General features: G+C 53.4%; 33 protein-coding genes. 25 read left to right on the forward strand and 8 right to left on the reverse strand.

What is annotated here, in order from left to right; genetic code table 11:
* The 10 genes from KB554_RS10785 (at nt 1) to KB554_RS10830 (ending at nt 5,859) form a co-directional block, all read left to right on the forward strand.
* A complete protein-coding gene (locus KB554_RS10785) occupies nt 1-879 on the forward strand; it encodes an AAA family ATPase (RefSeq protein WP_211036205.1) in 879 nt (292 codons plus the stop codon).
* Between the two features lie 31 nt (nt 880-910).
* Nucleotides 911-1,561 carry a hypothetical protein gene (locus tag KB554_RS10790; protein WP_211036067.1) on the forward strand — a complete coding sequence of 217 codons (651 nt, stop codon included), beginning with the start codon at nt 911-913 and terminating at the stop codon, nt 1,559-1,561.
* Nucleotides 1,561-1,893 carry a DUF4406 domain-containing protein gene (locus tag KB554_RS10795; RefSeq protein ID WP_211036068.1) on the forward strand — a complete coding sequence of 111 codons (333 nt, stop codon included), beginning with the start codon at nt 1,561-1,563 and terminating at the stop codon, nt 1,891-1,893. The genes KB554_RS10790 and KB554_RS10795 overlap by 1 nt, the downstream gene beginning before the upstream one ends.
* Before the next feature lie 4 nt (nt 1,894-1,897).
* Nucleotides 1,898-2,362, forward strand: coding sequence for a hypothetical protein (locus KB554_RS10800; protein ID WP_211036070.1), 465 nt, complete (start codon nt 1,898-1,900; stop codon nt 2,360-2,362).
* 90 nt (nt 2,363-2,452) lie between these two features.
* A complete protein-coding gene (locus KB554_RS10805; protein ID WP_242116264.1) occupies nt 2,453-3,100 on the forward strand; it encodes a DNA methyltransferase in 648 nt (215 codons plus the stop codon).
* Nucleotides 3,101-3,824: 724 nt separating this feature from the next.
* Nucleotides 3,825-3,986, forward strand: a complete 162-nt coding sequence (locus KB554_RS10810) for a hypothetical protein (protein ID WP_211036074.1) — start codon at nt 3,825-3,827, stop codon at nt 3,984-3,986.
* Entirely contained in the window at nt 3,983-4,609 is a 627-nt protein-coding gene (locus tag KB554_RS10815) for a hypothetical protein (RefSeq protein ID WP_211036076.1), read from the forward strand. Before KB554_RS10810 ends, KB554_RS10815 begins: the two co-directional genes overlap by 4 nt.
* A gap of 205 nt (nt 4,610-4,814) precedes the next feature.
* The gene (locus KB554_RS10820; protein WP_211036079.1) at nt 4,815-4,991 is read left to right on the forward strand and encodes a hypothetical protein; all 177 of its coding nucleotides are present in this window, start codon (nt 4,815-4,817) and stop codon (nt 4,989-4,991) included.
* A complete protein-coding gene (locus KB554_RS10825; RefSeq protein WP_211036081.1) occupies nt 4,988-5,227 on the forward strand; it encodes a hypothetical protein in 240 nt (79 codons plus the stop codon). Before KB554_RS10820 ends, KB554_RS10825 begins: the two co-directional genes overlap by 4 nt.
* Entirely contained in the window at nt 5,224-5,859 is a 636-nt protein-coding gene (locus tag KB554_RS10830) for a hypothetical protein (RefSeq protein ID WP_211036082.1), read from the forward strand. Before KB554_RS10825 ends, KB554_RS10830 begins: the two co-directional genes overlap by 4 nt.
* 548 nt (nt 5,860-6,407) lie before the next feature.
* Here the strand turns inward: KB554_RS10830 and KB554_RS10835 are convergent.
* Entirely contained in the window at nt 6,408-6,641 is a 234-nt protein-coding gene (locus tag KB554_RS10835; RefSeq protein WP_211036084.1) for a hypothetical protein, read from the reverse strand.
* A gap of 70 nt (nt 6,642-6,711) precedes the next feature.
* On the opposite strand from KB554_RS10835, the gene KB554_RS10840 reads away from it, so the two are divergent.
* The 6 genes from KB554_RS10840 to KB554_RS10865 all read left to right on the forward strand — a co-directional run bounded on the left by KB554_RS10840 (nt 6,712) and on the right by KB554_RS10865 (nt 9,618).
* Nucleotides 6,712-7,359, forward strand: a complete 648-nt coding sequence (locus tag KB554_RS10840; protein ID WP_211036085.1) for a DUF3164 family protein — start codon at nt 6,712-6,714, stop codon at nt 7,357-7,359.
* A 117-nt stretch (nt 7,360-7,476) separates the two neighbouring features.
* Nucleotides 7,477-7,845 carry a hypothetical protein gene (locus tag KB554_RS10845; protein ID WP_211036087.1) on the forward strand — a complete coding sequence of 123 codons (369 nt, stop codon included), beginning with the start codon at nt 7,477-7,479 and terminating at the stop codon, nt 7,843-7,845.
* Between the two features lie 218 nt (nt 7,846-8,063).
* The gene (locus KB554_RS10850) at nt 8,064-8,807 is read left to right on the forward strand and encodes a BRO family protein (RefSeq protein WP_211036089.1); all 744 of its coding nucleotides are present in this window, start codon (nt 8,064-8,066) and stop codon (nt 8,805-8,807) included.
* Nucleotides 8,808-8,829: 22 nt separating this feature from the next.
* A complete protein-coding gene (locus tag KB554_RS10855) occupies nt 8,830-9,021 on the forward strand; it encodes a hypothetical protein (protein ID WP_211036091.1) in 192 nt (63 codons plus the stop codon).
* Nucleotides 9,008-9,220, forward strand: a complete 213-nt coding sequence (locus KB554_RS10860; RefSeq protein ID WP_211036092.1) for a hypothetical protein — start codon at nt 9,008-9,010, stop codon at nt 9,218-9,220. The genes KB554_RS10855 and KB554_RS10860 overlap by 14 nt, the downstream gene beginning before the upstream one ends.
* 128 nt (nt 9,221-9,348) lie before the next feature.
* Complete coding sequence (locus KB554_RS10865) at nt 9,349-9,618, forward strand: transposase (RefSeq protein WP_211036206.1); 270 nt, start codon at nt 9,349-9,351, stop codon at nt 9,616-9,618.
* 3 nt (nt 9,619-9,621) lie between these two features.
* On the opposite strand, the gene KB554_RS10870 is transcribed toward KB554_RS10865, so the two are convergent.
* The 7 genes from KB554_RS10870 to KB554_RS10900 all read right to left on the reverse strand — a co-directional run bounded on the left by KB554_RS10870 (nt 9,622) and on the right by KB554_RS10900 (nt 15,747).
* Entirely contained in the window at nt 9,622-10,077 is a 456-nt protein-coding gene (locus KB554_RS10870; protein WP_211036095.1) for a hypothetical protein, read from the reverse strand.
* Nucleotides 10,074-10,664 carry a hypothetical protein gene (locus tag KB554_RS10875; RefSeq protein ID WP_211036097.1) on the reverse strand — a complete coding sequence of 197 codons (591 nt, stop codon included), beginning with the start codon at nt 10,662-10,664 and terminating at the stop codon, nt 10,074-10,076. Before KB554_RS10875 ends, KB554_RS10870 begins: the two co-directional genes overlap by 4 nt.
* Nucleotides 10,665-10,795: 131 nt before the next feature.
* A complete protein-coding gene (locus KB554_RS10880; protein WP_211036099.1) occupies nt 10,796-11,941 on the reverse strand; it encodes a hypothetical protein in 1,146 nt (381 codons plus the stop codon).
* 62 nt (nt 11,942-12,003) lie between these two features.
* Complete coding sequence (locus KB554_RS10885; RefSeq protein ID WP_211036101.1) at nt 12,004-13,293, reverse strand: DUF935 family protein; 1,290 nt, start codon at nt 13,291-13,293, stop codon at nt 12,004-12,006.
* Nucleotides 13,294-13,296: 3 nt separating this feature from the next.
* Nucleotides 13,297-13,725, reverse strand: coding sequence for a phage protein Gp36 family protein (locus KB554_RS10890; protein WP_211036103.1), 429 nt, complete (start codon nt 13,723-13,725; stop codon nt 13,297-13,299).
* Between the two features lies 1 nt (nt 13,726).
* Nucleotides 13,727-15,298 (reverse strand): hypothetical protein, encoded by a 1,572-nt coding sequence (locus KB554_RS10895; RefSeq protein WP_211036105.1) that lies wholly within the window; start codon nt 15,296-15,298, stop codon nt 13,727-13,729.
* Nucleotides 15,295-15,747 (reverse strand): DUF1804 family protein, encoded by a 453-nt coding sequence (locus KB554_RS10900; protein ID WP_211036106.1) that lies wholly within the window; start codon nt 15,745-15,747, stop codon nt 15,295-15,297. Before KB554_RS10900 ends, KB554_RS10895 begins: the two co-directional genes overlap by 4 nt.
* Nucleotides 15,748-15,917: 170 nt before the next feature.
* Here KB554_RS10900 and KB554_RS10905 point away from each other — a divergent pair, with 170 nt between their 5' ends.
* From KB554_RS10905 to KB554_RS10945, 9 genes are all read left to right on the forward strand, one after another.
* Nucleotides 15,918-17,000, forward strand: a complete 1,083-nt coding sequence (locus tag KB554_RS10905; RefSeq protein WP_211036109.1) for a head maturation protease, ClpP-related — start codon at nt 15,918-15,920, stop codon at nt 16,998-17,000.
* 28 nt (nt 17,001-17,028) lie between these two features.
* A complete protein-coding gene (locus KB554_RS10910; protein ID WP_211036110.1) occupies nt 17,029-18,204 on the forward strand; it encodes a BACON domain-containing protein in 1,176 nt (391 codons plus the stop codon).
* A gap of 2 nt (nt 18,205-18,206) precedes the next feature.
* A complete protein-coding gene (locus KB554_RS10915; RefSeq protein ID WP_211036111.1) occupies nt 18,207-18,707 on the forward strand; it encodes a glucosaminidase domain-containing protein in 501 nt (166 codons plus the stop codon).
* A 22-nt stretch (nt 18,708-18,729) separates the two neighbouring features.
* A complete protein-coding gene (locus KB554_RS10920; protein ID WP_211036113.1) occupies nt 18,730-19,284 on the forward strand; it encodes a hypothetical protein in 555 nt (184 codons plus the stop codon).
* A 372-nt stretch (nt 19,285-19,656) separates the two neighbouring features.
* Nucleotides 19,657-20,403: a BACON domain-containing protein gene (locus tag KB554_RS10925; RefSeq protein WP_211036114.1), complete on the forward strand. Its 747-nt coding sequence runs from the start codon at nt 19,657-19,659 to the stop codon at nt 20,401-20,403.
* A 3-nt stretch (nt 20,404-20,406) separates the two neighbouring features.
* Nucleotides 20,407-20,892, forward strand: a complete 486-nt coding sequence (locus tag KB554_RS10930; RefSeq protein WP_211036115.1) for a hypothetical protein — start codon at nt 20,407-20,409, stop codon at nt 20,890-20,892.
* A gap of 35 nt (nt 20,893-20,927) precedes the next feature.
* The gene (locus KB554_RS10935) at nt 20,928-21,122 is read left to right on the forward strand and encodes a hypothetical protein (protein ID WP_211036207.1); all 195 of its coding nucleotides are present in this window, start codon (nt 20,928-20,930) and stop codon (nt 21,120-21,122) included.
* On the forward strand, nt 21,122-24,490 hold the full coding sequence (locus KB554_RS10940) for a hypothetical protein (protein ID WP_211036116.1): 3,369 nt from the start codon (nt 21,122-21,124) through the stop codon (nt 24,488-24,490). The genes KB554_RS10935 and KB554_RS10940 overlap by 1 nt, the downstream gene beginning before the upstream one ends.
* Nucleotide 24,491: 1 nt before the next feature.
* Nucleotides 24,492-24,977, forward strand: coding sequence for a hypothetical protein (locus tag KB554_RS10945; RefSeq protein WP_211036117.1), 486 nt, complete (start codon nt 24,492-24,494; stop codon nt 24,975-24,977).
* Nucleotides 24,978-24,984 lie beyond the last annotated feature (7 nt).

The following is a 24,984-nucleotide window of genomic DNA, read 5'->3' on the forward strand; positions in this document are numbered from 1 at the left end:
ATGAAACTTACGAACGAACAGAAAAACGAAATTCGCGAGCTGCTCCAAAATTATGTCGGCCGCTACCCGAGCCAAAACAAAGCAGCAAACTCCCTGATCGGGATCTCGGCCGGCACGGTATCAACGATTCTCAATGGCCGGTACGAGTCAATCAGTGACGAGATGTTTGTGAAGCTGCGGGCGCAGATCTCCGGACAGCGGGCCGAAGGATGGCAGCTCTGCAGGACGAGGATGTATCAGGAACTCTCCGAACTGTTTTCCGACGCACAGCAATTCCAGAATGTTGCATGGGCCATCGCTCCGGCAGGTTCGGGGAAAACGACAACGGCACGCGACTACGCATCGCAACACGAAAACGTTTTCGTGATCCCCTGTTCGGAGGACATGCACCGTATCGACTTCATCCGAGAAATGTCCCGAGCCTTGGGCATCGGCATTTCGGACCGGAGCATGCACGAACTGCTCGAACGGATTACACGGCATCTGCTGACGCTTGAAGCTCCGCTGCTCATATTCGACGAAGGGGACAAACTCTCCGATTCGGTTTTCTACTATTTCATTACGATCTACAACCGGCTGGAGAATTTCTGCGGCATCGTGTTCATCTCTACGCACTATATCAAACGACGCATGGAGATAGGACTTTCGTACAACAAGAAAGGCTACGACGAAATCCATTCGCGCATCTGCCGCAAATTCATCGAACTGACGCCGGCTTCATCCTATGAAGTCGCCGCAATCGCCCGTGCAAATGGTCTGACGGACGATCGGACGGTTAAAACGGTCGTCAAAGATGCTGCCGGATGCGAGTTCGACCTTCGGCGTGTACGCCGGGAGATTCACAAACAGAAAAGACTGGCAGCTATTGCAGTAAAATAATCACTTCGAATCCTGTTCAAACCCATTTATCATGGCTAAATCTCTTTCTGTAACCCAGGCTCTCACGATTCGTCGCCATACGATTCGACCCGATGGCGGATGGGGAGACTGCGTCGGTGAGATAGACCGCACGGGCGTCGTATTCTTTTGGGGAAAATCCGGAAACGGCAAAACCTCTGCCGTCATGTCTTTCGGCAAGGCCTTGACGCCCTTCGGACGTGTGCTCTACGATTCGCTCGAAGAAGGCCTTTCCGTATCGTTTCTCAATACTCTGCGGCGTCATGCAATGCAGGATTGCGGACGACGGTTCCAGGTAGTAGCCGGAGAATCCATGGAAGAACTCGACGAACGGCTGTCGAAGCGCAAGTCTCCGGACTTCGTCATCATTGATTCATTCCAGTACACACAACTCGACTACCGTCAGTACATCGCATTCAAGGAACGGCATCCGGACAAGATGCTCGTCTTCGTGAGCCATGCCGACGGAAAACAACCGGCGGGCCGGGCCGCCCGATCGGTAATGTACGATGCCGGACTGAAAATTTGGGTAGAGGGGTATAAGGCATTCAGTAACGGTCGTTTCTTCGGTCCGACTGGAGAGTATACTATCTGGCGCGAGAAGGCAGATGAATATTGGGGGACACCGCAAAGTCAGAAACCATTTTCAAAAATCGAGAAGTGATGAAACTATACATCAGTGGCCGCATATCGGGACGTCCCGCCAAGCTGGCGCAGGCGGAATTCGGTGAAGCGGAGGCCAAAATCCGCAAATTCGGACTTATTCCGGTCAATCCGATGAACAACGGGTTGCCAGCCGACACGGAATGGGAGGATCAGATGGGGCAGGATATTGCCATGCTGCTCCGGTGCGATGCGATCTATATGCTCCCCGGATGGCAGCAGAGCAAGGGTGCTACCCTCGAATATCTGATTGCCAGACAACGACGGATGCGGATATTCCTGGCCGAGACATTCGAGGCCCATGCAGGAATAGAAGATCTCACAAAACAATAGTCCCATGAAACGCAAACCGACCAGTTACGCCCGGTTTTACGCACTCCTGAACCGAATGCCGGGAGATCGAAGCCAGATCAAGGAAACTCTTGTCGCACGGTTTACAGAAGGCCGCACGACCTCTCTGCGCGATATGCGGACGTCGGAATACGAGGCTATGTGCCGAACGATCGAAGCGGAACTCGAACATCCCGGGATGAGCAGCGAAGAATTCCACCGTGAACGGAAGCGTTTGAGGTCTGCCGTATTGCACCGGATGCAGCGGCTTGGAATCGACACATCGGACTGGGACATTGTTGACACATTCTGTTTGAGCAATCGCATTGCCGGAAAAGAATTCGCCCGTCTTTCGCTCTCAGAATTGGAATTGATGATTCCTAAACTCGAAGCTATGGGCCGTAAAGGGTACTCACGTCCCAGAAAAGCAATGATCCCGATAATTATTCGCACAGATCAGATACCAAGTTAACCAAGAGGATGACCTGAAGTGTCGTAATCGAAGATCGAATTTTAAGAGATGGACAAATTAGGAAATATTACACTGCACAACGCTGATTGTATGAATCTCCTGCGAGAGTTTCCAGACCGATCGTTCGATCTGGCGATTGTCGATCCGCCCTATTTCGATGGTCCTGAGAAATTGGGTTATTACGGAACTTCTAAATCGTCGATAGGAGTAAAAGGACCAGCCTACGAGGCAAAACATTGGACGGTTCCCGATAAAAACTATTTCATGGAATTGCAGCGTGTATCGAAAAACCAGATCATTTGGGGATGCAATTATTTCTGTTATCCCTTCGGCCCCGGCCGCATCGTATGGGATAAAGTCAATGGAAAAAGCTCTTTTTCGGATTGCGAAATAGCCTACTGCAGTTTGATTGATACGGTTCGCCTGTTTGCATTCATGTGGAACGGAATGTGTCAAGGAAAATCTATCTCCGAAGGGCGCATACAACAAGGAAATAAAATGCTGAATGAGCGTCGAATCCATCCCACCCAGAAGCCCGTAGCGCTCTATAAATGGCTGCTGTCGAACTATGCCAAACCGGGCGACAAAATTCTCGATACGCATCTGGGCAGCGGTTCGATATGTATAGCCTGCGACGATCTCGGATTCGAAATAATGGGCATAGAACTCGACAAAGATTATTACGAGGGGGCCAAACGGAGGCTTCAATGGCATCAGGCACAACAGAAACTATTTTGACCATGACACACGCTTCCCTTTTCAGCGGCATCGGCGGCTTCGATTTGGGGCGTTGCAGATATTCAAGACGATCGAAGAATACGAAACAAAACAACTGAGATGAAAGTATGCAGAAAACACAGCCATTGCAGGAAAGTACCCGGGAATGGCAGCGTATTGGAGGTGGTGCATTGTCCGTGGTGCGGCTATGAGGTAAGCACGTCGAATATAGGGAAGTGGTGCGCCAAATGTTATTGCAAGTTCGAAGTGATGGACGACGGATATGTTCATTTCTCAAGAGACTTTACCCGAACAACGGCTGAAATATGGGCACAGGCATTCGCCAAAGGAGGGGGAATATCTTTCGGGAGCATAGAACAGAAAAACGAAGATTAGATATGACAGACCAAGTAACAAGGAATTAGCCGAGCAGGAAACCGAGGAGCGGATGCGGGCGAAAGCGCATAAGATTGTCAAGGAAATGATGGGCGGCATTTTTCAAGGCGATATGCCCCAAAAGATAGCCGACGAATTTAGCCAAAAACTGAGTATGTAATGGAACACGGAATACAGATAGTCATTACTGACCCAGGAAATACTTTTACGTTCGTATTCGGGGTCGTTATCTTCATAATTTGTATAAAGCTGATGTGGAATACTGCTAAAATCCATGAGGTTTTTAAGGAAATACAGAAGGAACTACGAGCCGAGATAGACCGACTGAACAACTTAAAACAAGGATGATATGACACCGAAAGAATTTTACGAATGGGCCGTAGAGAATGGGGCTGAGGATTACGACATAAGAATTGATTGGATGGGTGAATATGGATTCGGGTATGATCTGCCCGGAGAGGATCAGTTGTCCATTAATAAATCAGCAGAGCAGATAACGATAGATATATGAAAAAGATAATGTTTAACGACCACTACGGCTTGACGCAGGCGGTGATCGAGGGGCGAAAGACCATGACGAGGCGGATGATCTCGGGATACCCGTTACTGCCGGAAGACCGTATCGAAGACGCCAGCATCTGTCCTGACGGCTTTGTCAGCATTATCGCCAATGGCGGGGAGAGCCTTATGGAGGTAAAATACCACTACAAGGTCGGCGAGATCGTGGCTGTGGCGCAGAGTTACAATTACTTATCCAATATATATCATGACAAAGGATTGTATTTGTTACAACTTTCGAAGGTGCACGGATACAAGCTGGCATACATAACAAAGTTGCCGGGATGGAGAAATAAAATGTTCGTCATAGCAGATTTGATGCCCCACCGAATCCGCATCACCGGAATCAAAGGCGAGCGGTTGCAGGATATTTCGGGTGATGATTGCTTAAAGGAGGGACTTCAGTATTTTCCCAAAATTGACAAGTTCTATTTCGAGGATATACGCCGAGAAAAAGTGTTTTATTTCGATAACCCCCGCGAAGCCTTTGCCGCGCTTATCGATAAGGTATCCGGCCGCGGAACGTGGGCATCGAATCCGTGGGTCGTGGCATACGAGTTCGAATTGGTGAAATGACGGGATATGGCAATATTCAGAGTAAGCAGAGAGGAATGCGTGTGTTGCGTAGGACGGCGTATTGTGAGGCGTCGGCGATATTGGAACGTGTGTCTGTTCGGGCGTTGGTTCGAACTGTTCAGAAAGACAGGAAAGTGCAAATTTTGCACAGTGGAATTTGAAAAATAGCGAGATTCTCGCAAAATCTCGAAAAAACTACATAATAATGAAAACACGACTACTGAAACGGCTGCGGCGTAAAGCACGCAAAGAGTTTCCGGATGATATGATTTTAATGCTTGCCGAGTGTAAGGGCTATTTCGGAGCATTAAAATTTGTCAATGAAGCGATAAGAAATCATATCCTCCTCCGCGTTGCGGAGCTAAAAGAAAAGAGAAAATGAAAAGCGAAAGAGCAAAGAAGTACATCGATAACGATGCAATCGTGATGCGCAACGGAGATCGCATGGTCGATGCTTCCACAGCCTACATGGCGATAGAACTTGCCGAGCAGGATGCCGAGATGCGGATGCGTGAGAAAGCACATAAGATTATCAAGGAAATGATGGAAGGCGTTTTTCAAGGCAATATGCCCCAAAATATAGCCGACGAATTTAGCCAAAAACTGAACGAGGAATGAAAAAGATAATGTTCAACGACCGCTACGGCTTGACGCAGGCGGTGATCGAGGGTATAAAGACAAATACGAGATGGATTGAGGGAGGCGATCAATTCCAATTAGCAGCTAATAGCGCTGAAGAATTCTTTTATGAGAAAGATGCCGGATATATTGTCATGTGCCGTCAAGGTGTTGAAATTTTTAGGCATAAATGCCGATATAAACTCGGCGAGGTCGTGGCCGTGGCGCAAAGGTACGAGGACTTAGCCAATATATATCATGACAAAGGATCGTATTTGTTACAACTTTCGAAGGTGCACGGATACAAGCTGGCATACATAACAGAGTTGCCGGGATGGAGAAATAAGATGTTCGTCGATCCGCAATTGATGCCCCACCAAATACGAATCACCGGAATCAAGTGCGAGCGGTTGCAGGATATTTCGACCGCTGATTGCCTGAAGGAGGGGCTTAGACAAGCCTACGCAGAATCTATACTTGGGATGTATGGATATATCGACCGTAAGGGTACAGGACTATGGTTCAATACTCCCCGCGAAGCCTTTGCCGCGCTTATCGATAAGGTATCCGGCCGCGGAACGTGGGCATCGAATCCGTGGGTCGTGGCATACGAGTTTGAATTAGTAAAATAGTTTATAATGAAGAAGGTAATATCACATGGGACAGAATATGGCATAGCCATATATAGACATACATGCGTCAATTGCGGATGTGTGTTTGAGTTTAACAAAGAAGATGTAGATAATTCTTTTATTGATTCAAGGGATAGATGTACATATTGGTATGTTAAATGCCCGGAGTGCGGAGATAGGACTGGATTTCAAGAACCTGATGTAAATAGAATTGAATTACAATAATATGATATTATTTTGTGTACGTATATCTGAGTGTTCATGTTTTGATGGACACCCCATTTATAGAAAGAGGAGATATTTGGATATATGTTTGTTCGGCCGCTGGTCCGAACTATTCAGACATGTCGGAAAGTGCAGAGGATGCGAACTGCCATTTTAAGAAATAGCGAGATTCTCGCAAAACCTCGAAAAAACTATGAAAACAATCTTTTTCTTATGCTGTCTGCTGACAGTCGGGTGCTGCTCGTGTCGGAGAACTCCGGTAATTGTCGAAAGGCGAATCTACGTCCATGATCCGCTACCCGATTCATATCCGCACTGGATTCCTAAAACACACCGGGATTCGGTATTATGGAAAGCATCACAGGCCGCCCGACAATCGGCGACAGAATCAACCAAACACCTAAACCCTTTATATCAATAAAATTATGGAAAATACAGTAGGAAACCTCGTCGAGGCCAAAATGCAACTCGAAAAAACGATCGACAGTCTGATCCGTGCATTCGCACATGAAAACAATTTGCCCCTGGATAAAATCAGCGGGCAGATCGGAACCCATAGACGCGTGAGTTTCATGGGGACAATTTGTGACGATGAGTGGGTGACGAAAATAAACATAACCTTGTAATATGGACATCTCGAAAATGACAGCAGCGCAGCGCGCCGAACTGAAGGCGCAGCTTGAGGCCGAAGAGCGTGCCGAGAAACAGAAACGCGAAGACGACATCGCAGCCTACAAGTCCGCCGTGGATGAGTTCTGCCGTACGAAGTTCTCACGGCTACAGACACTGAGCGAGCAAATGCGGCGTCTCAAGGACGAAGTGTTTGCCGATGCCGAGTTGCTCATCCGGCTCAAGGAGGATTTGTTCCGGACCAAATCCGATCGTCACAGCGACCAGTTCACCACTTCCGACGGTCGGCTGACCATCGCTTTGGGCAACCGGACCAACGACGGCTGGGACGATACGGTAGAGGTAGGCGTAGCAAAGGTCAAGGAGTTCATCCGCTCGCTGGCAAAGGATGCCGACTCGGCAGCCCTGACCGAGATGGTGATGAACCTGCTGGCGAAGGACCGCAAGGGAAACCTCAAGGCCAGTCGAGTACTCCAGTTGCGTGAGATTGCCCGCAGATCGGGGTATCCCCAACTTATCGAAGCCACAGACATCATCCAAAGCGCATACCGACCCGTGGACACCTGTCAGTTCATCTCCGTATCATATAAGGATGAGAAGGGCGTAAAACAGACGCTCCCACTTTCCATGGCCGCAATGGAATAATCCCGAACGGTTTTCTGCGGCGGTTCGATTCCGCCGCCGGGAACAAAAATCACGAAAGATTTGTTGGGGGGGGGAATTTCATAACTTTGCCCTGTATAACCAAAACTTAAATTCATTATGAAAAAGATTTTCTTCTTATTCCTGGCCATGATTGCCATTTCGACCGTAGGTTGTTCGGATGACAATGAGGACAACGTACAAAATGAATTGCTTGAAGGAACATTTTGGGTTCATCAGGAAAAATCGAACGGTTTACTATGGATTGAAGCCATTGAGTTCCAACGTGACGGTAAATGCGTTTATGTCTATCTGGAAAAAAGCGGATCAACGACGACGGATCAAGGAGAAGCCGTAGGAACGTATAGCTATGTTCCGCCAACGGTAACGTGTAAAGTTTCTATGGATGGAGAAACTGCAACCATGCAATTATCCGTAAACGGAGATAAGATGACGGATGAACGCGGTATGGTATTCGAAAAACAATAATAATTTGAACGGCAGTTGCTCGATTTGAAATTTGTTTCTATATTTGCCCTTGACTACTACATATACAATCGAGGGCAAAGATCAAAAAAACGATTTTGACTCGATAAAGGAACGCCCCTATGATGGGTCGGGAGGAAACGACCGGCCAGCATTCACGCCCTGCGTATATGTGGTAGTCACATCTACGGGGGCGTTCTCTTTATCATAATTCTTATTCTATGACTACCGATAAGAATGAAGCCGGCAACTTACTGCCGCAGGCGTTTACGTTCAACGCCTCGAACCAACAGGTGCGTACCGTCATACTCAACGGGCAGCCTTATTTCGTCGCAAAGGATGTCTGCGACGTTTTAGGGCATACAAATCCGTCCGTAGCTATCCAGATGCTCGATGATGACGAACGGGCTAAGAAAAGTTTAGGTCGTCAAGGTGAGATGTGGTTAGTGAATGAATCAGGTCTTTACAACCTTATTTTCCGCTCGAACAAGCCCGAGGCGAAGAGTTTCCGCAAGTGGGTGACCTCAGAGGTCTTGCCGACTCTTCGTCGAACGGGACGTTACGAATTGCCATCGGTCCGGAAACGGGAATCAATACGTTATCCCCGTCGTGGGGAACAGATCACGGCGGATATTCTCCACCTGCTGTGGCTTATCGGCGAGAGTCTTCACCAAGGGGACCAGATCGCCGTCGCTTTGGAATTGGGGGTATCGCGTCAGACCGTAAGCCGCGTTCTGAACGGCGGACAGAAGAGCAGCAGAATCCTGATGGCTCTTTACAAGCGGGCACAGGCCAACCGGGAAGCGGATCGTCTGTACTGCTCTCCGCGCGAGATGGCGCAACTGCTCACGAGCGAATCTGCGACGCTACCCGCGCCGCTGCGGCTTCCTGCGGTGCATTTCAACCGCGGTAGCGGAGGTTCTTTGGGAAATCAGAATGCCCGCAAACACCGATCCGACCGTTGAACCTTCAAACAAGTAAATCATCATGGGACACAATAAAATCCGCAAACGTTATATGGTCACCGAGGGCGAGCTGTTCCGGCTTTACGCCGAGATCATGCAGGTGCGCCACGAAGAGCGCCGCGAAGCGTTCATGTCCGATTTCCGCAAACTGCTGCGCGAAGCGCAGCCCGTACGACTAACTGTCGAGAAAGGAGGTTCGAATGGTACGCTTTGAGCATGACAGCTACGTGATAGAAGTGCATACCGGCGGCAATCCCGTCGAAAGCTGGATGAAACTGCACGAGGAGATCAGCTACCTGATCAGCCTCGTCGATCAAAACAACTGCCCGGAGGACGGCTTCGCCTACCTTCCGCAGTTGCTCGGGGACATGATGCCTTCATGGGAAACGGCCCGCAGGATGACCGAACATTAAGCCATTCCCGATAAATTGTTGAACCGCCGGATTTGATCCGGCGGTTTTTGTTAAATAACTGAATATATTCGAAAAATAAAGATACAAAAATCGTATCTTTGCAGGGAGGATACTTTGATTTCGAAGCCATGCCCCGCGGTCGTAACAAACACTTGATCGAGCAGCGCAATGCGGCGCTGATCCGCCGGTATTACTACTGGACGGAATTGCAGCGCCTGCGCTTCGACGACGCGCTGAAAATCCTCTCGGAGCAGGAGTTCTTCCTCTCCGAGGAGCGCATCATGGCGATCATCCGCCAGGCGTGTCGCGAATGCCGGGAACTGAAGGTGCAGCCCGTCCCGAAGGTCCGCAAGCCGCGCATCACGGCGGCCCAGTTGGCGCTCTTCGCCGGCGAATAGTCGTCATTCGGGTTTTCCGAGGTCGTCCTTCGCGGTCCATCGGAACGTCGTTTCGTAAATCTTCCAGTTATAGACCGTCGTGGAGCTGTCGCTGCGTACCCGCGACATCGGGCCGATGGAGCCTTTGGGGCGGTACCCGTGCAGAGCCTTCACCACGCGACGGTTCAGTTGTGCCCGGGCGGCGATCCGGTCGGTGGTTCCCGACCCGGCGTGTGTGTCGTCGTAGCAGTCGATGGCCAGCCGTACGGTGATCTCGGCCGTTCCGCGCTGCACGTTCGGTCCCGGTATCCCCATATCGGCCCATTCTACTCCTATGGCACTTAACAGCACGCAGGGGAATACCACGGGATATTGGTCACCGGGATTCGGTTCGAGCTGTCCGTAATCCTCGTCGATCAAGCGCAGCTCGGGAACTTTCTGCCCCAAGCGTGCGATCAGTTCGGTCAATACTTCGTTCATTTCGGCATGATTTTAAGAAGTTTCTCTTCTCCTTTGTGGAGTATCTGACGGGTAAGTGCGGCACTCGGCCCGATGAACTGCCGTTTGGGAATGCGCACCGTCAGCTTCGTTTTCTTCGTCAGCGCAAGTCTTTTCCACATTTCCGCCGTTTCGTTCGCCTCGGTCCGGTCTGGCGCTTTCGTCTTGCCGCCCCCGGCCACGAAATACCGGTACCACGCAAAGCGCCGCATTTTCGGCGTAACGGTCGGATGCGTCACGCCTCCGCTGTTGTGGATGGAGGCGTAGTCCACGTCATTGAACACGCGGGTCCGGAAAGCGGACGTCTCGTAGCGGGTCGATTTCATCAAGTGGTTGCGGCTGCTCAACAATGGCCCGTAGCGTTGTGCCGCGAATTTCCCTCCCGACTGTTGTCGCCGGGTGACGGGCCACGGTTCGAGTGCACTGTCAACGAACCCGCCCTTCCGGAAATTCTCCCGGTAGTGATTCACGGCCAGCCGCCCGATAATTGGGGGCATTTCGTCGCGCAGGAGCTTTCGGGCCGCGGTTTGGAACTGTCTGAGTTCTTTTCGGAGTTGTTCTATCGTCATTTTATCGCTCTTTGAACGGATTTCGAAAAATTATTTGGAATCCGTCGAAAAACATCTTATTTTTGCATTGTAACGACGGCCTCGAGACCTGCGGCGCGGATTGTAGTTCCGCGAGAATGGTTTCGGGGTCGTCACTTTTTCACACCCTCCAGAATCCTCGGGGAGTCCGATATGCTGTAAAACAGAATCTGTCCGTCCGTGGTCTCGCGCACGACGATCCAACTCCTGTCTCCCAAAATCCGGATCTCGAAGATATGCGAACGTTTCAGACCGGGCACCTCTTTGAAATTCGGCACGGCCCCCATGTATCTGGCCCGCCGCATGACCTCCCGCATGTTCAACAGCAGTTCGTTCTTGTGCGCATAGTGCGCATGCGGCTGGTTCAGATATTCCTTGATGCCACGCATAGTCACTTCGATCGAACGTCCGAATTCGGAATTCGTCAGCGGCTTTTCCCGGAGCGGGCCGGCCAACCTCCGCAGCTCCTTCACGCGTGCTGTATACTCTTCGGTGTGTCGGGGCACGACCTTCACATCGGCATAATCGGGGAATATCTCGTCGAGGAGTACTTCCGCGGCTTTTCGGGCGCCTTTCAATGCTTCGGTGTAGTACGGGTGCGTGCCGCTGAAGATCTCGCCCGTATAGGCCGGATTTTCGTTGAGCCCGGGAGCGGCGCCGCTTCCGGACAATGCGACAGGAATCCGCTCTTCGGGGGTTCTCGGGGCATCGGTCGACTGGATACCGCATTTGCATCCCCAGACATTCCCGGGGAAATATTCCCGCCAGAATGGGTGGTGTATCGGCAGAATCAGACCGTAGAAGGCCATGTGTTCGAGTCGCGGCTCCGCGCTGGTACTTGGGAGCCACTCCAGATTCGGGAACAGGTCGGCTTCGGCTTCGAATTGTTGCCAGTCAGCCGCAAGATGCGCCCGCGTCACGGCCGTGTCGTACTCGGTGCGGAGCCAGCTTCCTACTTGATGGTCGGCGATCGGTGCGATGTCCCGACGCCACGTCTCGAATGATTTCAGCTTTCCGTCGGCATCGAGCAGTTGCGCTGCCATATCGTTCTGCATGCGGTGCACCTTGAAAGCAGAGAACACGGCATTGCTGCGGCGCAGTGCCTGATAGAAGTCGAATCCCGGTTCCGCATGGGCAGGTTTGCCGTATCCGTCCGTTACGGCGCGGTTGAATTCGTCCCATACCTCTTCGAACATTTCGCGATTGATCTCCGTTCGGGGATCGAATTTCTTTTCGTAGATGTCGCGGAGCATCCGCATCAGAACCGTCGAGTCGAAAGATTCCGCAGTTTTCGCGACCGCATTTCCGTACAGACTTTCCATTACCACCCTGAAGCCCCCGCATCGCGGTCGGGGGCGAAGCCGAAAAAATCGCGCATGCGGCTCCAGAATCCCGGTGTCATGCGGTTTTGCGGAAATGCTCCGGCAGCCTCTATGACTTCCGTGGCGCGGTTTTGCGACATTCGTGCCTTCATCTCGGCATAGTCGGCCGGGCGTTCCACGCCGTAGGTTTCGTAGAGATAGTCGTCTCCGATGGGCAACCCCATGGCCTGTAGTGTACGGTCGATACCAATTCGTGCCGTCAGGTCGATGTTCTTGGGCTGTTCGTATTCGAATCTTCCTCCTGCGACGTCGATGCCCATCGCGGCGAAAATCTCCGTCATGTCGTAATTCAGCACGTTCAGCACGTAGAGTCGGTCCATGTGGTTTATGGCCTCTTCGGCGTTCTTGTGTACGGTTCCGAGTGCCTGCGTCCCGGTATCGTCGGTTTGCGTGGTGAGGGTGTTTCCCAGCAGAGCCTTGCTCTCTGCGTTGTCGCAGTAGTCCAGCAGGGTCTCGTAGAGCTGAGCACTTCCGGATTTTTGGGATGCCTCGTGCAGCTTGAGCTCAGTGCCTTCGGGATGTAGGAATATTCCGCTGGCGCCCATCGCCGTCAGGTCGCGGAGCATGGCCCGGCGCGCCTCGTCGTTGTATATGTCGTACGTCCCTTCCCGCAGAGGTTGCCCGAACAATTCCGTGTACTGAGCAAAATATCCCAGGCAATTGCGCTTGTAAATGGCATAAGGCATCACCTGCGCCAGCAATCCCAGATCGCGGGGTTTCCCAACGAAAAGCAGATCCGCATATTCGTCCCAACTGTCGCCTGTGATGTCCTGTTCGCGCCTGACAATCAAACGCCGTACGGGATCTACGTGTTTGCGTGGAATCAGGTCGTAGTCGATCCATTCGCCGTCGCGCCGGAATTGGAAGAGCGAGAACCCCCACAGCTTCGCGTCGAGGATGTCGAGGATGAAGTTTCCGAACCAAGGGGACCGCAGGTGTTCCTGCATCGCCTCGTCGACACGGTCGTTGCGGCGGAAGACGACCGGCAGGTCAAGCAACGCCGCCCGACGTTTGTTGATTACGGCATTGAGATGCGCATCCGTATTGAGCAGGTCGATATAAAGGTTGTACAGGCGCACCCTGTCGGGAAAGTCGATCCGGTCGGCATCGCGGATCGCACGCATGTAGGAGGCGATATCCACACCTCCGATCTGGGGCGCCGTGAGGATGATCGTCGCGGGAGCCTGCCCGGAGCCCACGGTCACCTTCTTGTCTTTCTTTCGGGTCATGGCTTACATGAAATTATGTTGTTTCGGATTGCTCGACACCAGATAAGGCGTCGAGGGACTTTTCCCTTCGGTAACAGAAGCCGAAGGAAGCCCGTCGACACGTATCTGCCCTTTCTGAATTCCTTTCAGCCACTCGACGGCCCGTTCGTAGCGGTCAATGCGTATCTGCGACATGTTGTGCGGATTATGGATGCAGAAGATGTGATATACGGAGATATCAAGGGCGAACATGAGCACGAGCTGGCTGCGTTGTTCTCCGCGTGCTGAGAAGATGCTGTCGCAGTCGTATACCTGCGACATATAACAGCGCATCTCGTCGATCGCGCGGTCTTCGCAGATCTCGATAACATTCCGGTCCTCGCGAACCAAGGAGTCGAGAATCTCCCGATGCACGGTGGCATCATAGTCGTCGGGGGTAATGAATTCAGCCATGTCAAATCAGGTGTTTGTTGATCAGATAGTCCTTCGCTGCCACGATCGTTACAGGAGCGAGGACGCTTCGTTTGCTGCGTATCATGCGGAAACCGCCTTCGATGCAGTCGGGGCCGTCGGCCGGATAAGAGAGCTTCATCGAAAAGAGTCGGAACTGCTTCACGAGCTCCTGCATGTCGGGATTGTCTTTCTCCGCCTCGTTGAATACGAGCTGCCCGGCTCTGTTGAGCGGTTCGAGACTGGCTTCGATGCGTGCGGCCTTGTCGCCCTTGATCGCCGTGTCGGGTAGGATCGAGAGATTGATGCCGGTTTCCCGGCGCTTTAGCGCCAGCAGCGGCTTGTACACCTGTTGAAAGAATGGGTCCTGCAGGGAGTTGTTCTCCATGAAACAGTACACTGGAACCTTCATTCCTGCCCCGGCATATCGGAACAAATGGAAATAGGCGCTGATGAAATCGTCGTTCAACCCGCGGAACAATCTTCCTTTGATGACGTACAATACATCGTTGAACATTCCGGTGAGCCATACGGCCTTATACGATCCCCCTGCTGCAGTGCGCCGCTGCGACGGCGCGGGATCCCCATAGATCATCAGGAAGGGAAATCTCGTGAGCGGCGGGACCTTCCCGAAGAACTGGCATTCGAAGATTTTGCCTTCGGCGATAGGTGTATTGAAATATTCGGCCATGGCCGATACGTAGCTCATCTTCGACAGCACGCGTGAGATCATCTCCTCGCTGTTCTTCTCCGGCCATACGGAATGTCCGTCGCGGTAATCTGCGACTCCGTTCGGTCGTTTGGAGTCGACCATCCGCAGGTTTACGATGTCCCAATGGTCCGCCATGGCTCCGGCCCGTTTCACGCAACAGTCTTCGGCGATGATGTTGCCGTTGAACACGACCAGCGTCCCTTCCGAGACGGAACGGGTCGGATAGAGGTCCTTTTCCCACCATGCCCACTTCTTACCGAGAATATCGGGATTCAAACAATCGGGAATAGTGTCGAAATCATCGACGCGCAGCACGTCGGGACGTACGGACTCGTTCTTGACGCCTCGCGGAGTCTCCCCGGCACCTATGGCCATGAATGTTGCGCCACAGCGGGCCTTGAAGAAGTTTTCCGACCATTTCCCGAGCGTCGGCTGATCCCCGTAGTATTGTTTGATGCGGCGGTTCGCCTCCAGTTCGGCGCGGTAAGGCATCAGCAGACGCACGGCGGCTTCCCGGGTGTTGCTGGCCATCACGAAGAACCGTTTTCGGCGTGTCAGCGCAAGGTAAAGGTCTTCGAACATCCCAATGGTGGATTTCGCCAGCTCGCGGCTCCAACTTCGAACCTCGAACCATTCCGGATGTGCCAGCACGCGGCGCACGGCCCGCACCTGAAAGGGGGCGAAAGGATACTTGGCATACTGGGGAAAGAAAAAGAGGAACCATGTCAGCGGGTCGGATTCCAACTGCATACGGTGCCGTTCGATCTCGGACTGAGTCTTGGTCTCGTCGATCGTGGTGGCGTTGTAGACGGATTGTTTGAGCTCATCCCAGTAACGGAGAGCATCACGGTCGACCTGCTTCATCGTTTCGTCATTTTGGCCTTGATGAAGGCATCGAACAATCGGGTGAACTCCTTGGCCTTCTCCAAATCCACGGGACGCAGGAAGTCGATGAACGAGGCTCCTACTCCCACTATCTCATGGATTCCGGCCTCGGTCTGCAATTTGTTGATCGCCGTTGTCAACTTGACGATCGTGTCGGCTTCCTTGGCGTTGGCATAACGCTCTCCCGTTTCCCGGTTGAGAATCGTAGTGTTTATCTCGATGATCTGCCGGTGCAGGTTGCGAATCTGTTCTTCGGCCGTCATGGAGATCGATGCTTTCAACTCATCCCACTTCTCGGCGGCCATCCAACGGATGATAGTCTGGCGGCTGACGCCCACACGTTCGGCGATCTCGGCCTGCGTGAGGTTTTCGCGCAGGTAAAGCGTACGAGCGAATTCTTTCTGCTGTTGTCGGGATATCGCACTCATCTGTCGTCGGATTTTGATGCAAAAATGACATCTAAAAAGGAGGGATTCAAATTGCTGGAACAGCAAACCAATTTTATAATCATATTATTGATTTATAAAGTTTCATCATGTTTTGTCGGTTTGCAAAGCGATGAAATAGCGCTCAATTTTGCGGCAAAATCTAACGTATCATGGAGCACAGAATCGTGGACATCATCGACGGCACCGACGAGTGTTGCATCATGCTCTACGGCGACATTGGGGACTGGGGAAGCATACAGCCCGAGGACATCGTCAAGAAGCTGATGACAGCCGAGAGCGAAGGCCGCCGGATCGACGTGCGTATCAACAGCGTCGGCGGCGAAGTGTACGCCGCATTGGCGATCTTCAATGCCCTGCGCGCTTCGCGGGCGGACATCACTATTTACATCGACTGCTTGGCAGCCAGCGCTGCCTCTGTGATTGCCGGCTGCGGACGTCGAGTGAAGATCGCCTCGAACGGCCGTCTGATGATCCATTCGGTTCGGGGATATGCTGAAGGAACCGTCGAAGAGATCCGGAACCACGTAGCGGAGATGGAACAACTCGAAGCGATCCTGTGCGACATCTACGCACAGCGAACCGGACAGAGCACTGAACAGATCCGAAACTCCTATTTCGACGGAAAAGACCATTGGCTGACGGCTTCCGAGGCTTTGCGCCTGGGGTTTGTCGACGAGGTATTCGATACTGAAGATCCGGATGATATGGCACCGTCGGGAGTAACTCCCCGGCAGATCTGCGATGCCTATACGCAGCGATATATCAATTCACTCGAAACACAAACTTCAAAAGACAAGACTATGTTCAACAAACTCAAGGCCCGTCCGCGCTTCATTGATTGCGCCGACGAGGCTGCAGCCATTGAGAAAGTGGCCGAACTGGAGAACCAAGCTGCCACAGCGGAGACTCTGCGCGCCGAGCGAGACGCCCTGAAGGAAGAGCGCGACCGATTGAAAGCCGAAAACGAAGAGTTCATCCGCAGGGAGCAGGAAGCCAAGGATGCAGAGATCCGCAACATGGCCGATGAATATGTTCAGGACGGCCGCATCCCCGCGGATCAGAAGGATAACGCGCTGGCGATGCTGCGGGCCAACAAAGCGACGGCCCGGGCGTACTTCGACTCGCTGAAGCCCAAGCGTCGCATCATCGACCGACTCGACAAAGGCGACGGGGTGCAGTCCGATCCCCTCGAGGAGCGCAAAGAAGAGGTCCGCAAACGTCTCGGACGCTGATTCCCCAAAACATCAAATTCATACGATTATGGCACAGAACCCCTCTATTCAAACCAACTACGGCGGTGAATTTCTGAACCGCCTGCTGACGCTGGTGACCACGGGCAACGAACTGTTCGAGCGCGGACTGATCCACATGGAGCAGAACGTGAGCGACAAATATTCGATCCCGCGCATGCAGCTCTCGAAGATCCTCCAGAAACGCGTCGAACAGCCTACGGAGGCGAACTCGAAAGGTCAATTCACTATTGACGAACGCGTGTTGCAGCCGCAGGACGTAATGGCCTACACCGAATTCAATCCGCGCTCGTTCGAAAAGTTTTGGAAGCCCTTTCAGCCTACCGGTGAACTGGTTTTCGGAGAGCTCCCGTCCAACGTCCAGGAGCAGATGCTGCTCGAAATCGCCAAGGTCGCCAAGAACGAACTGGGCTACCATTTCATCAACGGCGTGCAGGGCGACGGCGAGGACCAGTTCTTCAACGGCATTCTGACGCGCATTTTCACCGACTCGGAGACAATCAAGGCCACCACGACGTCGACCAAGCAGCTCGGACGCCTGCGTGCCGTATGGGCCAAGGTTCCTGCGGCGATGCGCAACAACCCCAACTTCTGCTTCCTGATGTCGGCCAACGACCTCGATGCCTACGACGATGAAATCACGGATTCGTCGAAAGGCAAAGACCCTACGGCCGTCAATGCGCCCCGGTTCAAGGGCAAGCGCATCGAAGGGTTGGCAAACTGGCCCGACGGAGTGATCGTGGCGACAGTCGCCAGCCTCGACATCGACTCGAACCTCTGGGCCGCCTGCAACCTGGTGTCCGATACCACGGCCATCAAGGTCGACCGTGTGACCAACGCTGGAGAACGGTTCTTCTTCAAGATGCTGATGAAGATCGACACCAACATCGTGTGGGGACAGCTCGCCGTCCTGCTCGACACGCGGACGGTCAAGCTGACGCCCACGACACTCACGGAATTCACCAAAGACGGGGGTACCCAGACCGTGAAAGTCGAAGCATCCTCGGAGGAGTGGTCAGTAACGGCATCCGCGGCGTGGATCACGGCTACCAAGGAGCAGGGACAGTTCAAGGTCGTCGTTCCCGCACAGGAAGAAGAAGGCGAAGCCCGCACCGGATCGGTAACCGTGAAACTCGGTGGGGTGACCAAGAACCTCGAAGTCAAACAGGCAGCCTATTCCGCATAGTTATGAAACCCGCGGATTTTAAACGCCATTACTATCCGGCTATCGAGCGAGTCTGCGCCGAGACGGGGCTGGATCCCCTGTTCGTGGCGGCGCAGGCCGCGCTCGAGAGCGGATGGGGCGACTCGTCCATCGGCAACAACCTCTTCGGTATCACGGCCGGCGACAAATGGACGGGTAGACGGCAGACCGTACGGACATTCGAATACTTCCCCGACGATCGGCAGGGCGGCAGGTTCAAAAAGGTGTATTCAATCACGCCGCTGCGCGACGGGCGTTTCCGCTACGAAGTAGACCGTGACTTCCGCGACTACGATACCCTCGAGCAGGCCGTTCGCGACCATGCCGCGATCCTCTCGTCCCGCCGCTATTTGCCGGCGATGGATTATAAGAACGATGTGGCGCGTTTCGCCTACGAGATCGCCAAGGCCGGCTACTGCACGGCCGACCCGGCCGAGTATGCCGATCTGATCTCGTCGATTGCCCGCATGCTCGAACGAGTGTAAAGACCTTTTCAACGATTCAACGATGGATAACTTCTGGATGCAAATACTGGCATTTGCCCTTCCGGGCGGATTCCTCGGCAGCGTCTTCACCTGGATCTTTTCCCGCCGCAAACGGAACAACGACTTCCTCCGGGAACTGCAGGATTCGATCAACCTGCTGTCGAACGAAAACAAGGAGATTCTCAAGGAGAACGTCCTGCTGCGTAGGGAGAACGTCGACCTCAAGGCCAACCAGGAAGAGATGCTCGTGCGCATCGACCGATTGACCAAGGAGGTCGAACGCCTCCGGAAAGCCATCGGGAAAAAGACCGGTTATGAAGACAAGACGACTTCTGCCGCTCGCCGCGCTTCTGCTGGCGGCATGCGCTCCGACGAAGCAAACGATCCGCGGCAGGACGGAGTTTCGAACAGACTCCGCACGGAGCATACACGTCGCAGAGCGAATTGCCGACATGCAGACGACACAAACGGCGACGACCCTGCAGCAGACAGAGTACTCGATTCTACGCTCGGTACGGACGGAACCGGTGCCGCAGCGGACGGCCCGGGTGAACTTGACGGAAGAGAACCTCCGTAGGCTTCCTGACGGGGCATCGTTCACGGCACGCGACGGACAGCTGACTCTCGAAGCACGCCGTGACGGAGATACCCTCCGTCTGTTGGCCCGTTGTGATTCGCTGTCCCGCCGTACGGAATATTTCGAAGCGACGGCCGCACGGCAGTCCGAACGGATCGACTCCCTCGAAAGACGGCTTTCGGAGGCTCGACAAGCCTACGACTTGCTCGCCGAGATCGCTTTTTCGGACCATACACGCACCTCGGAAGAGCGGACCCGTACGTCTTCGCACCGGGGTTGGTGGTTCGCATTCGGACTCGCGGCAGGCTGCCTGGGTGGATGGTGGGCCCGCAAAACAAACCTATTCGAAAAACTTTTTAAAATATTCTGATTATGTCTAAACGATCTGTAATTCAACGTAACGATGGCTACCTGATGCTGCTCGACGCCGTCTATTTCAATGGCAAGCGTATCGGCAACATTTCCGAAGAAGGCCTCGACTGGAGCGGCGAGGATGCCCAGACTGTCGAGCTGTGGGCCGCGCAGATCCGTACCAATCCTGTCCTGGACATCGAAACGCGTGCCGCGACGAACGAAATCACCGGAAAGATGATCGAGATGATCCCCCAGAACTGCGTAGATCTGATGGGCGGGAAGGTCGTCGGTGAGGAGTGGCAGATGCCCGCCAATTCGATGCGTGTCGAGGGTGACGTACGTATTCTGGTCGGCACGGGCAAAACCGTAAAACTCAAGCGTGTATCGCTGCGCGCTTCGAAGATCCGCGGCGGACTGGGCGGTGAAAACGTGCTGGGCATCGAATTCGGACTGAAAGTCCTGGCGCCGAAGGACGGATCTTCTCCCGGTTCAATTCTGCCTACGGAGCCGTTCATCGAGGCCGAACCGACATCGCTCACTTTCGAACAGGCCGGCGGGAGCAAGACCGTCGACATCGAGGCATCCGGACCGTTCTCCGTAGGAGCCGTTCCCGAAGGATTCTCGGTAGAGATTGTCAACGGGCGTGTCACGGTGATCGCCGAGACCAACGACGGGGAATCTCCCCGTTCCGGAAGTCTGGAGTTCATTCTGGAGGCTGATCCCGAAACGAAGGCTACCGTGTCGCTCTCGCAGCCCAACGCTTAGGCCATGAAACGCAATGTCGAACTGGAGGCGGCGGAAGCCCTGCTCGACGCGGGGATTCTGCTGCCTTTGCTCCGTATCCGCCTGCCGCGGAGGCACGAATGGGTTCTGCGGGTGACGATGCGCCGCCCGTGCCTGGGAGGTCAGATGCGTATCGTGCGCCACTACCTGAAACTGGGGATTACGGCTCAGCAATGGGCCGCATTCTCCGAAGACGAAGAGCGTATATTTTTCCGCCAGCATGCAAAGAGACTTTCGCTGATGCTGGCGCTGACGATATGCCGGGGGTATCTTTCCGGGATGCTGCTGGCACCGCTCGTGGCATGGCTCATCCGCTGGAAGGTTCCGCCCGAATATCGGATCGAGGCGCAGCGGTGGTTCCGCAAGATGCGGGGAACACGGGATTTTACGAGTATTATCGAATCGGCCGAAAGGATCAATCCCTTCCGGTACGAGACGAGCCGCCCCACAAGAGCAGGAAAGGGGAGTTAAGAACTGTTTACGAAAGTTCTCATAGCCCCTTCGGAATCGTCTGGCAGATCGCGTCGGCTACAGGATGGACTCTGCATTATATTCTGTGGAAGGTGAACTTCCAGACCCTTGCGATGATGCTGGCCGATGCGCCGCATTATGAAACCCTCCCGGCGAAGCGCACGGGTGTGACGTCTCCGGAAGAAAGCCCCGATACCGCACAACTCTTTCAATCGAAACTGAACCTGTAATGAAACCCGTCGAGATCGAATTCCTTGTCAAGAACAATACCCGCCAGGGGCTTTCCAAAGTCTCAGGCGGGATCGACGGCGTGGAGAAGGACGCCACGGAGACGAAGAAGAGCATTCAGGCTTTGGAAGCCGAGATCGCCCGTCTGCAAAACGTCATTTCTCAAACCCCGCAGATGGATCAAACGGAGAATATCCGTCAGATCGAGAGCCTGAAGCGGCAGCTTCAGGCTCTGCAGGCAACGGCCCAAAGCACCGATCTGGTGCCAGCAAGCGCTCCGAAGGCCGTAAGGAGTTATAATGGCCTGAACATGGCTATTCAGCAACTTGCCCGTGAGCTGCCGGTATTGTCCATGGGCCCGCAGATGTTTTTCATGGCCATCTCGAACAACCTGCCGATCTTCACCGACGAGTTAGCCCGAGCGCGGCGTGAATACGAGATGCTGACGGCAAGTGGTCAAAAAGCAACTCCCGTATGGAAACAGGTGTTGTCTTCCATCGGATCGTTCCAAACGCTCATGGCCATAGGGATAGCCCTGTCCGTCGCTTACGGAAGGGAGATCGGAAATTTCGTCTCGAGTTTGTTCCGGGGCGAGGCCGCTGCACGAACCATGGCCGATGCACAACGCGAAGTGAATGAAACGATGATCGCCGATGCCGCGGATTACGGCAAACAGGTCGCCGCGGTCCGGTCTTTGAGTGCCGCATGGAAAACCCTCGGAGACGATCTTGAAACCCGGAAAAAATTCATCGAAGACAACAAGTCCGAATTCGACAAACTCGGAGTCTCAGTGGGTAATGTGCACGATGCCGAGAACCTGCTGGTGACTAATACCGATGCGTTCGTCGCATCCCTTGAGCGACGGGCACGGGCTGTGGCGGCCCAGCAACTCGCCGCCGAGCAATACAAGAAAAGCCTCGAATACGAAATCAAAGCCCAAGAGCTGGAGAATAAAGCTGCGGATGTTCGTAAAAACGAGGAGATCGACATGACGGCTTATGCTGCGGATACCCGCTTCGGAGCCCGCAGCGCCTCGGAACTGGCGGAGGAGCGGGCCAAATCGTTCGAGGACGAAGCAGCACAGCTCCGTAAGCTCAAGGCCGAAACCGACAATTATGCGTCGTCGCTGCTGCAGATACAGCGATCCGAAGAGGAGGCCGGAAACAAGATACTCGAAAATGCCGGAATCCTGTCTGCTGACACAATATCGGGAAAGACCGTTGGCTCCGGCTCGGTAGAACCGCTTCTCCGACAATATGCCGAAGCACAACGAAAATTCAGGGAAGAAATCGACGAACAGTCCGTAGCGCAGATGGAGGACGGCTTCGCCAAAGAGAGGGCGACAATCCGTCTGACTTACGAGAAAAAACGCCGGGAATACGAGACGCAGGAACACGAAACACTCGCTCTCATAAAACGACTGCGCACTGCCGGTGCGAACATCGGTTCCGATGCTGAGAAGTCGGTGATGGCCGAAACGGACGCCTTAGTGGCGGGTGCGGTTGAACTCCGGGACCAGGAGTTGGCAGAGGTAGATCGCAAAGAGACCGAATCGTTCGATAAGTTGCTGGAAAAATACGAAACTTACCAGCAGGGACGATTGCGGATTGCCCGGGAATACGATGCGGAGATTGCCAAACTCGCAGCGAATCCGGAAAACCAAGAGATCGCTCGTCGAGCAAAACAAAAGGCTCTTGATGACTTCACGGAACGTTTTGCCGAACAATTTCCGGAGTTCGAAACCTGGTCAAATCGGATCATTATGGCCTCGGTCAAGAAACTGGATGAGCTATTGATCGAAGTCCAAGAAAAGTTGGAAAACTTGCAGGGCGAAATTCCCGGCGACAATAATGCTATCGCTGTACTACAGGCAGCGAAACAGAAGATTGAAAAAAGGCGCGCTGAATTGAACGCCAAAAAGAAGGAGGAAGAGGAAAGAGCTATGGACACGACCTCCTGGACGGAACTACACCGTGTGCTTACGGATGTCGTCGATACATTCAATGAGGTCGGCGAAGCTATCGGGGGTGCCGCCGGAGAAATCATTTCGGTAGCAGGCAAGGTTTCCGCCTCGACGCTGCAGATGGTCAATGCCATCCAAGCCTACCGCACGGCAAAGTCAAACGGAAATAAACTTGGCATGGCATCGGGTATTTTGGGAGGTATTTCAGCTGGAGTCAGTGCCCTGACATCCATTTTCAGCCTTTTCAAAGGCGGAGAGACTTCGTTGGAGCGTAACCTGCGGCTGGCCCGGGAGTTCAATGAGGAACTGCGCATCATGAAGGAACGGTCGAAGATCAATTCGGACACCTACGACTCGATCTTCGGAGATCGGCTATACGATCGTTACAGGCAGAATGTCGAGGTCGTGCGGACTGCCCTGGATGGGTTGAGCGAAACGCAGGAGCAGATCATGACCCGCGGCAAGGAGGTCTTCGAGCCGTTCAGCAAAGGCTCCACGGGTTTGGCTAACCTCGATAAGGTGGCCAAGACTTGGGAAACGGTTGCCGACTCGGTCTACAACATGCAGGTGCAGACCCGCCACTCGACCTGGTTTCGTTCGGCCAAATACAAGTCGCTGGGAAGCCTTGTTCCGGAGTTGTTCGACGACGGGGAACTCAACATGGAGGCGCTCAAGGAGTTCGTCGAGAACGGTGGAGATACCTTTAAGCATCTGTCAGATGCAAACCGGGAGCTGCTGCAGTCTCTGGTCGACGACTGGGAAACTTACGAGGAGGCCATCGGTGCGGTAAACGATTATCTGCAGGACATATTTGGAGATTTGGGGAATACACTGACCGATGCCTTGGTCGATGCGTTCGAGAACGGTACGGATGCGGCCGACTCGTTCGTGGAGAGCGTAGGACAGGCCATGCGGAAACTGGCCAAGGATATGATCTACTCGAACACCCTCGGACAGGTATTCGAGGATGCGGAAAAACGTTTCGATGAGATAAACAGGGAAAGCTATTCCGACGAAGAACGGTTCTCGAAATGGTCCGAAGCCATGCAGCAACTCATGACCGATGCGCTCGGACAACAGGATGAATTCAACAAGCTATGGGCCGAATTTCGTCGCATAGCAGCTGAAAGCGGTATCTCCATAGACAGCATGGAAAATACCACGCAACAGAGCGGTAAATCCGGAGCGATGCAGACCGTGTCGCAGGAATCGTTTTCCAGAGTCGAAGGATTGGTTACGTCGATCCAGATTCATTCGGCGAATTTCGACGACAACCTCGAAGGAATCGTTCCGGTGCTCGGCCAGTCGTTGAACGCACTGCAAACAATCGCCGGACATACGGGATCGCTACCCCAAATATATGAACTGCTCGAAGCGATACGTCGCGACGGCCTAAAGGTAAACTGACATGGAAGTACTCGAAGGATTGTTTTTCATCAATGATACGGACGTATATGCCCGCTTCGGGGCTTTCCTTGCAGAGACAGCCGAGGACCGACACGACAACTACGACTCACTGCTTGCACCGCCGACGCTCAAGGAACAACCCGAGGTCTCGTTTCGGGAGGAAAACGGCGTACGGACACCGGATACGCTGACGCAGGCGTTCGATGCCCGGGATATCATGCTCAGGTTCGCCATTACGGCCCCGGACGATACGGCCTTCCTTTCTCGGTATGTCGCATTCGTGAACTTCCTCAAATCGGGAGACAACGGCTATCTGACACTACGGCTCGCCGATGTGGGAATGGAATTTCGGGTTTACGCCGTCGGATTCTCGGATTATTCACAGTTGATCCCATTCGGCAACGGAGAGATCGCAGCATCTTTCTCAGTCAAGTTCCGCGAGCCGAAACCTACGTTTTTCGGCCCCGTTCAGCAAACAGGAAAATAACGTTCAA

This window comes from Alistipes sp. Marseille-P2263, from assembly GCF_018101075.1.
GTDB classification, from domain to species: domain Bacteria; phylum Bacteroidota; class Bacteroidia; order Bacteroidales; family Rikenellaceae; genus Alistipes; species Alistipes dispar.

Coding starts and splice junctions, on each gene's coding strand:
- KB554_RS10880 (WP_211036099.1), bottom strand. CDS start 11,941: ATGCGGATGCTCCGCGACATCTACGAAAAGAAATTCGATCCCCGAACG.
- KB554_RS10925 (WP_211036114.1), top strand. CDS start 19,657: ATGTCTAAACGATCTGTAATTCAACGTAACGATGGCTACCTGATGCTG.
- KB554_RS10900 (WP_211036106.1), bottom strand. CDS start 15,747: ATGAGTGCGATATCCCGACAACAGCAGAAAGAATTCGCTCGTACGCTT.
- KB554_RS10820 (WP_211036079.1), top strand. CDS start 4,815: ATGAAAACACGACTACTGAAACGGCTGCGGCGTAAAGCACGCAAAGAG.
- KB554_RS10795 (WP_211036068.1), top strand. CDS start 1,561: ATGAAACTATACATCAGTGGCCGCATATCGGGACGTCCCGCCAAGCTG.
- KB554_RS10825 (WP_211036081.1), top strand. CDS start 4,988: ATGAAAAGCGAAAGAGCAAAGAAGTACATCGATAACGATGCAATCGTG.
- KB554_RS10895 (WP_211036105.1), bottom strand. CDS start 15,298: ATGAAGCAGGTCGACCGTGATGCTCTCCGTTACTGGGATGAGCTCAAA.
- KB554_RS10945 (WP_211036117.1), top strand. CDS start 24,492: ATGGAAGTACTCGAAGGATTGTTTTTCATCAATGATACGGACGTATAT.
- KB554_RS10840 (WP_211036085.1), top strand. CDS start 6,712: ATGGACATCTCGAAAATGACAGCAGCGCAGCGCGCCGAACTGAAGGCG.
- KB554_RS10850 (WP_211036089.1), top strand. CDS start 8,064: ATGACTACCGATAAGAATGAAGCCGGCAACTTACTGCCGCAGGCGTTT.
- KB554_RS10940 (WP_211036116.1), top strand. CDS start 21,122: ATGAAACCCGTCGAGATCGAATTCCTTGTCAAGAACAATACCCGCCAG.
- KB554_RS10875 (WP_211036097.1), bottom strand. CDS start 10,664: ATGACGATAGAACAACTCCGAAAAGAACTCAGACAGTTCCAAACCGCG.
- KB554_RS10905 (WP_211036109.1), top strand. CDS start 15,918: ATGGAGCACAGAATCGTGGACATCATCGACGGCACCGACGAGTGTTGC.
- KB554_RS10810 (WP_211036074.1), top strand. CDS start 3,825: ATGACACCGAAAGAATTTTACGAATGGGCCGTAGAGAATGGGGCTGAG.
- KB554_RS10870 (WP_211036095.1), bottom strand. CDS start 10,077: ATGAACGAAGTATTGACCGAACTGATCGCACGCTTGGGGCAGAAAGTT.
- KB554_RS10930 (WP_211036115.1), top strand. CDS start 20,407: ATGAAACGCAATGTCGAACTGGAGGCGGCGGAAGCCCTGCTCGACGCG.
- KB554_RS10830 (WP_211036082.1), top strand. CDS start 5,224: ATGAAAAAGATAATGTTCAACGACCGCTACGGCTTGACGCAGGCGGTG.
- KB554_RS10800 (WP_211036070.1), top strand. CDS start 1,898: ATGAAACGCAAACCGACCAGTTACGCCCGGTTTTACGCACTCCTGAAC.
- KB554_RS10885 (WP_211036101.1), bottom strand. CDS start 13,293: ATGACCCGAAAGAAAGACAAGAAGGTGACCGTGGGCTCCGGGCAGGCT.
- KB554_RS10860 (WP_211036092.1), top strand. CDS start 9,008: ATGGTACGCTTTGAGCATGACAGCTACGTGATAGAAGTGCATACCGGC.
- KB554_RS10865 (WP_211036206.1), top strand. CDS start 9,349: ATGCCCCGCGGTCGTAACAAACACTTGATCGAGCAGCGCAATGCGGCG.
- KB554_RS10855 (WP_211036091.1), top strand. CDS start 8,830: ATGGGACACAATAAAATCCGCAAACGTTATATGGTCACCGAGGGCGAG.
- KB554_RS10845 (WP_211036087.1), top strand. CDS start 7,477: ATGAAAAAGATTTTCTTCTTATTCCTGGCCATGATTGCCATTTCGACC.
- KB554_RS10920 (WP_211036113.1), top strand. CDS start 18,730: ATGGATAACTTCTGGATGCAAATACTGGCATTTGCCCTTCCGGGCGGA.
- KB554_RS10785 (WP_211036205.1), top strand. CDS start 1: ATGAAACTTACGAACGAACAGAAAAACGAAATTCGCGAGCTGCTCCAA.
- KB554_RS10815 (WP_211036076.1), top strand. CDS start 3,983: ATGAAAAAGATAATGTTTAACGACCACTACGGCTTGACGCAGGCGGTG.
- KB554_RS10805 (WP_242116264.1), top strand. CDS start 2,453: ATGAATCTCCTGCGAGAGTTTCCAGACCGATCGTTCGATCTGGCGATT.
- KB554_RS10790 (WP_211036067.1), top strand. CDS start 911: ATGGCTAAATCTCTTTCTGTAACCCAGGCTCTCACGATTCGTCGCCAT.
- KB554_RS10890 (WP_211036103.1), bottom strand. CDS start 13,725: ATGGCTGAATTCATTACCCCCGACGACTATGATGCCACCGTGCATCGG.
- KB554_RS10915 (WP_211036111.1), top strand. CDS start 18,207: ATGAAACCCGCGGATTTTAAACGCCATTACTATCCGGCTATCGAGCGA.
- KB554_RS10835 (WP_211036084.1), bottom strand. CDS start 6,641: ATGGGTTCCGATCTGCCCGCTGATTTTATCCAGGGGCAAATTGTTTTC.
- KB554_RS10910 (WP_211036110.1), top strand. CDS start 17,029: ATGGCACAGAACCCCTCTATTCAAACCAACTACGGCGGTGAATTTCTG.